A 7,110-nucleotide genomic window follows, 5' to 3' on the forward strand; every position below is an offset into this window, starting at 1 on the left:
CCGGGAAGGTGTCGCCCTTCTCGACGTCGTGGTTCATGGCCTGGATGGCGCCGTTGGCCGAGGAGAGCAATGCGGTGGTGGCGCCCGCGTCCTCGACGGCGTCGCGTGGCTGGACGAGTTCGACCTGTTCGACTCCGTCGGTGGCCAGGATGGCGACGTGCTTTCCGGTCAGTAGTTGCTGAGGCACCGTGCACTCCTTCGGATCAATGGGGTTGCGTTCGTGGGCATTGCCGTCAGCCGTCCCGGCCCTCGGCTCTCGCATCCGGGTACCCGCCCTCGGCGAGGTCGGCGAGCCGCGACAACGATTCGCGATTCCGTGGCACGAGCGGCAGCGCCTGGACCGCGTGCGGCAACAACCGGCTCGGTCCGCGAACGGCGCGTTCGGTCATCAGGGCCTCACACGATGTGGGGTCGATGGCGCGTAGCTCCACCCGGACTACCGCGGCGCCGATCGGCCAGAGCCTGGCGTCGAGTTCGATGCTGTGCGGCGAATCGATGGCGCGGACCGACGTCGTGTCCTGGACGGTGCACGGCCACGGTCCGACACTGTGATGAATGCGAGCTCCCACCTCCGGCCATGTGTCGTCCACGTCGCGGATGTGGGAGGCGCCGACGACCCAACTCGCATAGGACCATCCATCGGCGAGCACCGCGAACACCTCTTCCACCGGGGCATGGATCGTGCGCGTCACCTGGACCATGTCGTGGATCGCCTCCTCGGCCGCGTTGTTCTCGCTCGGTCACATCGACGCGTACCTGCTCCTGCCTGCACGCTCGAACGGAAAGCGTCAGCTCGTAGCCGGCGGAGGTGCGCGATACCGGGCTATACCCGGTTATCGGCCACCCACACCGGAGCTGATCGCGTGAGCGTTGTCGCCGTCGACAGCAGCAACTCGAGTGCGTACTGCACCGACCGGTCGACAACCGCGGCGGGATCTCCGTCGTACTGCCGGTGACTGGCCTGTGCGTCGCCGCGTGTAACCACGCAGAACCACACGGAACCGGCGTCCTCCCCGTCTTGCGGTTCGGGTCCGCCGACTCCGGTGGTGGCGACGGCAATATCGGCGTCCATCAGCGAACGCACGCCCGTTGCCATCGCCTTCGCCGCGGTCTCGGACACGACCGGCACATCGGGAATCCCGAGCACGTGCCGTTTGACCTCGGTGGCGTAGGCGACGACCGCACCTCGAAACCACACCGCCGAATCCGGTGCGGCGCCGAGGGCAGCGGCTACCTGGCCCGCTGTCAACGATTCGGCGACGGCTACCGTCAACCCATATCGTTCGGCGAGAGCGGCAAGCTGGTTCGCCGTGTCATTCCGCATTGCTGTCGGATCGATCGCCGGACTCTTCCAAGACCTTCGACAATTCGTTGCGAAGCCGTTGGGCGGTGCGTTCGTCCCCGGCGTCGCCGGCGGTGGTGATGTCCTGTCGCAGTTGCGCGATGATGTCGCGAGTACCCATGGGTCCTCCTTCGGCGCCGGGATAGTCGATGCGGTGGCCGTCGTCCAGACCGCCCAAGGTGGTCGTACCGCGGAATTCAGTTCCTAAACAGCGCGGCCGTACCACGCGGGTGGCCGATCACCGTCGGCGCTGTTCACAGGAGGCGGCGCACGGCCTCGACGAGCGCGCTGCGGCGGTCGTCGGCGCTCTCGGCGCCGGACGAGCAGGCGGGCAGGCTGGTGATGTTGTTCGGGTTCCACGCGAGAGCCATGCTCAGCACCAGCGTCAGCAGCGTCGGGGGTGAGAATTCGGCGCCGATGCCATCCTTGTCCTGCGCCGCGGCAAGCGCGTCCAGTTTGGCGTCGCGCGCAGGCGCTGCGACGGCCGGGTCATCCCGGTCGCCACGCTCGAGGCGGTGCCAGGTGGCCAGCCGGATGACTTCGGGGTGCCGCAGGCAATAGTCGAAAATCCGTCCCGCGTACTCGGGCAGGTCGCCGGCGGTGAAGGGGACCGAATTCAGGCCGTGGGTGACGTGGGCGTCGAAGACCGCGTCGAAGAGTTGGTCCTTGTTGCCGAAATAGACGTAGATGAGGTTCTTGTTGGCTTCCGCGGTCTTGGCGATCCGGTCCACCCTGGCTCCGGCGATGCCGTACGTGGCGAACTCGTCGGTGGCGGCCTGAAGAATACGGGCCTTGGTGGCGTCGGCTCGGGACATGGGGTCATCGTAAGACGGCGAAGGCCGCGTCCGATGCGACGAGCAGCACCGTGCACCACAGGGTGATCCCGGTCATCAGCCAGCCGATCAGCGGCCGGCGGGGGATACCCAGCGCCGCACCGAGCAGGGCCGAGCCCCACGTGCCGAACAGGGCAGGCCCGACGATGCCGAATCCTGCCACGCCGTATCGGTCGAGGACTCGTCTGGCCCGGCGACCGGCGGCGCCGGAGCGCCGGGCTCTCTGTGCCGGCGTCGTCGGGGCGGTCGCGTCGACAGGGGAGGTGCCGTCGGTCGGAGCCGCCGAATCCACCGGTGCGGCCACCGGATTCCGACGGACCCGCCAGGACCGCCACAGCAGCCGGGCGCGTTCCATGGCGAAGACCGCGAAGGTCACGCAGCACGCCGCACCGAGTAACACCGCCAACAGCGCGACCGGGCCGGGTAGGGAAAGCGAGAGGCCGACCGGGATCGCGGGGGTGCCCACCGCGAAGCCCGCGAGCAGCGTCCCGACGAATCGCCCCATGCGGATTCCTTTCACCGGCGACATGCGCGCGTGGTTGGGCGGTTCCGGCGACCACCTATTAACTAACTAGTTAGTATCTTGCCATGGAATCCACCGATGCGGTGCTCGGCGAGCTGGCGGCCGGCAAATATCTGCTTCTCACCACGTTTCGCCGAGACGGCACGGCGGTCCCTACGCCGGTCTGGGTGATGCGAGACGGCCGAGCGCTGGCGGTGTGGAGCGTGGCGGACGCCGGAAAGGTGAAGCGGATCCGCAACGGGGGTCGAGTGAGCGTCGCCCCCTGCGACTGGCGCGGCAAGCCACTCGGCGCCTCGGTTCCCGGCTGTGCCGAGGTGCTGGCGCCGGAAGCGAGTGCGTACTTCACCACGTTGATGAAACGCAAGTACGGGCTGGTCGCCCGGATCGGGCTGTGGGGCAGCGGGCTGCGTGGAGGCGCCGAACGGATGGTGGGAATTCGGATCCGGCTGGACGTTTGACGGTGGCGGACGTGTGCCCGGCGGCGAGCCTAGGTGCAGCAGTTCGGATCCAGGACCGTGCACAGCGCGGACAGTGCGTCGCGGCGGGCGCGGTGAATCGTGTTCATCCCGCGCCGCTCGGACTCCACCAGGCCGGCCTTGCGTAACTGGCCGAGATGATGCGAGACCGTGGACTCGCTCAGGCCGACCGCGGTGGCGAGGTCGCCGCCGTTCTCCTCGCCGAGCGGGCTGGTCAGCAGCAGCGACAGCAATTTGACCCTGGCCGGGTCGGCGATCGCCTTGAGTCGCAACGCCACCTCCAGCGCGGCGGCGTCATCGACGGGCCCCGCCGCGACAGGGGCGCAGCAGACGGGGGTGGACATGTCGATCATGGGGAGCGCCTTGGGCATGAAATCGACCCTACCCGCGGTATTGACATATGTCGAAAAGGTGAGCAGACTCGGCACCACAAGTTCTTCGATATATGTCACACAAGTGGAGGTTCGATCATGTCTCGTATCCAGCTGGCCCTCAATGTCGACGACCTCGACACCGCCGTGCGGTTCTACTCGACCCTGTTCGGCACCGAACCTGCCAAGCGCAAGCCCGGCTACGCCAACTTTGCGATCGCTGAGCCCCCGCTCAAGCTCGTACTGATCGAGAACGCGGGTCAGGGCGGGTCCATCAACCACCTCGGCGTCGAGGTCGACACCTCCGAGCAGGTGCGCGGCGAGATCGCCCGGCTCTCCGCCGCGGGCCTGTTCACCGAGGAGCAGATCGCGACCACCTGTTGCTTCGCCACCCAGGACAAGGTGTGGGTGACCGGGCCGGGCGCTGAGCGGTGGGAGGTCTACACGGTGCTGGCCGACAGCGAAACCTTCGGCACCGCGCCCGAACTCGGCCTTACCGACGCCGAAGCGGTCGACGTCTGCTGCGGAACCGCCGCCGAAGCCGAAGCTGACGGTGCCTGCTGCGGAGCCGAGGCCAAAACGAAGGCCGTGGCCTCCGGGGCGAGCTGCTGCGGCTGACCCGATCCGAGAGCGAGCGAGTTCACTCGACGTTCGCTTGCTTTCTTGATTCGATATCGATCAATATCGACATATGTCGAATCAAGACTTGCCGCTGAGTGGGGCCTCACCCTCGTGTGAGGCCACACCTCGCACCCGCCCACCGATGAGCGGCGAGACCGCCGCCGAACTGGCCGTGCTGTTCAAGGCGCTCGCCGACCCGGTCCGGCTGCGGCTGCTCTCGGCGATCGCGTCCCGAGCAGGCGGTGAGGCCTGTGTGTGCGACCTGTCGACCGGTATCGACGTCACCCAGCCGACCATCTCCCACCACCTGAAGGTGCTGCGCGAGGCCGGATTGCTCACCAGCGAACGCCGTGCGTCCTGGGTGTACTACCGGGTCGTCCCGCACGCGCTGGCGCGGCTGTCGGACGTGCTCGCGACCGAGGCCGGAGCGGTGACCGCGTGAGCACCACCACCGACCACCCGGCCGTCGTGGGAAAACTCTCGACGCTGGACCGGTTCCTGCCGGTCTGGATCGGCGTCGCGATGGCTGCCGGACTGCTACTCGGACACATGATTCCCGGTCTGGGCGACACGCTGAGCGCCGTGGAGATCGACGGCATCTCGTTGCCGATCGCGATCGGGCTGTTGATCATGATGTATCCGGTGCTGGCGAAGGTCCGCTACGACCGCCTCGACGCCGTCACCGGCGACCGCAAACTCCTGATCAGCTCCCTGGTGCTGAACTGGATCCTGGGCCCAGCGCTGATGTTCGCCCTGGCCTGGCTGTTCCTGCCCGACCTGCCCGAATACCGCACCGGCTTGATCATCGTCGGCCTGGCCCGCTGCATCGCCATGGTCATCATCTGGAACGACCTCGCCTGCGGCGATCGCGAAGCCGCCGCCGTCCTCGTCGCGCTGAACTCGGTCTTCCAGGTCTTCATGTTCGCCGTGCTCGGCTGGTTCTACCTCGCGGTCCTACCCGGCTGGCTCGGCCTGGAACAAACCACCATCGACGTCTCCCCATGGCAGATCGCGAAATCGGTGCTGATCTTCCTGGGCATCCCGCTACTGGCCGGGTTCCTCACCCGCCGCTTCGGCGAACGCGCCAAGGGCCGCGACTGGTACGAGTCGACATTCCTGCCCAGGATCGGGCCCTGGGCGCTCTACGGGCTGCTGTTCACCATCGTGATCCTGTTCGCTCTGCAGGGCGACCAGATCACCTCCCATCCACTCGACGTCGTCCGCATCGCGATCCCCCTGCTGGCCTACTTCGCGATCATGTGGGGCGGCGGCTATGCCATGGGCGCGGCCCTCGGCCTCGGCTATGAACGCACCACCACCCTCGCCTTCACCGCCGCGGGCAACAACTTCGAACTGGCCATCGCCGTCGCGATCGCCACCTACGGCGTCACCTCCGGCCAGGCGCTCGCCGGGGTCGTCGGTCCGCTGATCGAGGTCCCTGTCCTGGTCGGCTTGGTCTATGTCTCCCTGGCCTTGCGCAAACGGTTCGAGCCCACCACCCACACTTCGCCGGCCTCGGCCGGCTGAAAGGCACCACCCATGACTACCAAGCCCAGCGTGTTGTTCGTCTGCGTGCACAACGCGGGTCGCTCCCAGATGGCCGCCGGATTCCTCGCCCATCTCGCCGGTGACGCGATCGAGGTCCGGTCGGCGGGTAGCGCGCCCGCCGATACGATCAATCCGTCCGCGGTCGCCGCGATGGCCGAACTCGGCATCGATATCGCCGAGCAGACCCCGAAGATCCTGACCTCCGACGCGGTGGAAACCTCCGACGTCGTGATCACCATGGGCTGCGGCGACACCTGCCCTTGGTACCCCGGCGTGAGCTACCGGGATTGGGTCCTGGACGACCCCGCGGGCAAGGGCGTCGATGCGGTCCGCCCGATTCGCGACGAGATCAAGTCCCGCGTGCAAGCCCTGATCGGGGAGTTGTTGCCACAGACCATGCGGTGATTTCGGCGCCGGTGCGTATTCGGTCCCGGTCGGGGTAAGCGCTTCGTACTTCTGTTCTCGATGATCGGAGGCGTCATGGTGGATCACGACGAGAAAGTGTCGACCGGGACCGTCGGGCGATTGCGTATTCCGCGTAGCCGGGGCGCGCTGGGCGGGCTCGCGGTGCTGCTCCTCGGCATCTGGGGCGCACTCATCCCGTTCGTCGGGCCGTACTTCGATTTCGCGTACACCCCCGACGAGCCGTGGGTCTGGACCTCGGCCCGCGGCTGGCTGCAGGTCCTGCCGGGCGTTGTCGCGATCGTCGGTGGACTGCTCATGCTGATGAGCAGGAACCGGGTGGTCGCGAGTTTCGGTGGCTGGCTGTCGGTCGCGGCAGGCGCGTGGTTCGTGATCGGGCCGTTCCTGGCCGATCTGCTGCGTCTCGGGGACATCGGCGAACCGGTCGCCACCTCGGATCTGAAGCGCGCGCTGCTGCAGCTGACGTTCTTCTACGGACTCGGCGCGCTGATCCTGTTCTTCGCCGCGAGCTCGCTGGGCCGGCTATCGGTGCTCAGCACCAGAGACATCGCGTTCGCTGAACGCGCGCGCAGTGTCGAGCAGCGTCGTGTGATCGAGAAAGAGGGACCCGCCACCGGCGGTTACGCCGCGCCTCGACAGCCCTACCCCGCCGATGTGCGGCATCGGCCGGTCTGACGGGCTAGGCCGTTTTGACGGTGACCATCGTGTCGGCGCTCGGGAAGTCGAGCACGCGCAGGCGCCCGGTGACCAGATCGACGGTGTCGGCGACCACTCGGCCCGCGCGACGCGCGTCGTCGGCGAAGCTGGTGCTGACCACCCGGTAGCTGCGCTTGGCGGTGAGCACGATGTCGCCCGCCCGTAGCGACCCGGCCGCGGTCGGGGGCACGGTCGGGACTGTCGCCTGTGCCGGTTTCCGTATGAGCTCGATCAATTTCAGCAAGCTGTTCTCCACCCTGTGAACGTCCGCCAGGAC

The 7,110-nt window shown here is 67.5% G+C and carries 13 protein-coding genes and 1 pseudogene; 6 read left to right on the forward strand and 8 right to left on the reverse strand.

The genetic code is table 11. From position 1 onward, the window contains the following. The 6 genes and pseudogenes from ACFWF3_RS18375 to ACFWF3_RS18400 form a co-directional block, all read right to left on the reverse strand. Positions 1 to 187: pseudogene (locus ACFWF3_RS18375) on the reverse strand (peptidase C56); the annotation flags it as partial. Positions 188 to 233: 46 nt separating this feature from the next. Then, positions 234 to 701: an SRPBCC family protein gene (locus ACFWF3_RS18380; RefSeq protein WP_379314583.1), complete on the reverse strand. Its 468-nt coding sequence runs from the start codon at positions 699 to 701 to the stop codon at positions 234 to 236. Between the two features lie 122 nt (positions 702 to 823). Then, on the reverse strand, positions 824 to 1,324 hold the full coding sequence (locus ACFWF3_RS18385; RefSeq protein WP_379314584.1) for a CinA family protein: 501 nt from the start codon (positions 1,322 to 1,324) through the stop codon (positions 824 to 826). Then, positions 1,314 to 1,463, reverse strand: coding sequence for a hypothetical protein (locus tag ACFWF3_RS18390; protein ID WP_379314585.1), 150 nt, complete (start codon positions 1,461 to 1,463; stop codon positions 1,314 to 1,316). The genes ACFWF3_RS18385 and ACFWF3_RS18390 overlap by 11 nt, the downstream gene beginning before the upstream one ends. 133 nt (positions 1,464 to 1,596) lie before the next feature. Continuing rightward, positions 1,597 to 2,157 carry a TetR family transcriptional regulator gene (locus tag ACFWF3_RS18395; RefSeq protein ID WP_379314586.1) on the reverse strand — a complete coding sequence of 187 codons (561 nt, stop codon included), beginning with the start codon at positions 2,155 to 2,157 and terminating at the stop codon, positions 1,597 to 1,599. A 4-nt stretch (positions 2,158 to 2,161) separates the two neighbouring features. Then, positions 2,162 to 2,680, reverse strand: coding sequence for a hypothetical protein (locus ACFWF3_RS18400; protein WP_379314587.1), 519 nt, complete (start codon positions 2,678 to 2,680; stop codon positions 2,162 to 2,164). Between the two features lie 83 nt (positions 2,681 to 2,763). Between ACFWF3_RS18400 and ACFWF3_RS18405 the strand changes: the two genes are divergently transcribed. Beyond that, positions 2,764 to 3,156: a PPOX class F420-dependent oxidoreductase gene (locus ACFWF3_RS18405; protein WP_379314588.1), complete on the forward strand. Its 393-nt coding sequence runs from the start codon at positions 2,764 to 2,766 to the stop codon at positions 3,154 to 3,156. A gap of 29 nt (positions 3,157 to 3,185) precedes the next feature. On the opposite strand, the gene ACFWF3_RS18410 is transcribed toward ACFWF3_RS18405, so the two are convergent. Continuing rightward, positions 3,186 to 3,545 (reverse strand): Rv2640c family ArsR-like transcriptional regulator, encoded by a 360-nt coding sequence (locus tag ACFWF3_RS18410; protein ID WP_379314589.1) that lies wholly within the window; start codon positions 3,543 to 3,545, stop codon positions 3,186 to 3,188. 99 nt (positions 3,546 to 3,644) lie between these two features. On the opposite strand from ACFWF3_RS18410, the gene ACFWF3_RS18415 reads away from it, so the two are divergent. The 5 genes from ACFWF3_RS18415 (at position 3,645) to ACFWF3_RS18435 (ending at position 6,812) form a co-directional block, all read left to right on the forward strand. After that, entirely contained in the window at positions 3,645 to 4,163 is a 519-nt protein-coding gene (locus ACFWF3_RS18415; protein WP_379314590.1) for an ArsI/CadI family heavy metal resistance metalloenzyme, read from the forward strand. Positions 4,164 to 4,236: 73 nt separating this feature from the next. Beyond that, positions 4,237 to 4,608, forward strand: coding sequence for an ArsR/SmtB family transcription factor (locus ACFWF3_RS18420; protein ID WP_379314591.1), 372 nt, complete (start codon positions 4,237 to 4,239; stop codon positions 4,606 to 4,608). Continuing rightward, positions 4,605 to 5,693, forward strand: a complete 1,089-nt coding sequence (gene arsB, locus ACFWF3_RS18425) for an ACR3 family arsenite efflux transporter (protein WP_379314592.1) — start codon at positions 4,605 to 4,607, stop codon at positions 5,691 to 5,693. Before ACFWF3_RS18420 ends, arsB begins: the two co-directional genes overlap by 4 nt. A gap of 12 nt (positions 5,694 to 5,705) precedes the next feature. Continuing rightward, positions 5,706 to 6,119, forward strand: coding sequence for an arsenate reductase ArsC (locus ACFWF3_RS18430; protein ID WP_378989762.1), 414 nt, complete (start codon positions 5,706 to 5,708; stop codon positions 6,117 to 6,119). A 75-nt stretch (positions 6,120 to 6,194) separates the two neighbouring features. Then, on the forward strand, positions 6,195 to 6,812 hold the full coding sequence (locus ACFWF3_RS18435) for a hypothetical protein (RefSeq protein ID WP_378989763.1): 618 nt from the start codon (positions 6,195 to 6,197) through the stop codon (positions 6,810 to 6,812). 4 nt (positions 6,813 to 6,816) lie between these two features. Here ACFWF3_RS18435 and ACFWF3_RS18440 read toward each other — a convergent pair. Beyond that, the coding region (locus ACFWF3_RS18440) for a hypothetical protein (RefSeq protein ID WP_379314593.1) at positions 6,817 to 7,110 on the reverse strand (294 nt) is incomplete at its 5' end.

It is taken from the genome of Nocardia sp. NPDC060220 (genome assembly GCF_042727815.1).
In the GTDB taxonomy this organism is placed as follows: Bacteria; Actinomycetota; Actinomycetes; order Mycobacteriales; family Mycobacteriaceae; genus Nocardia.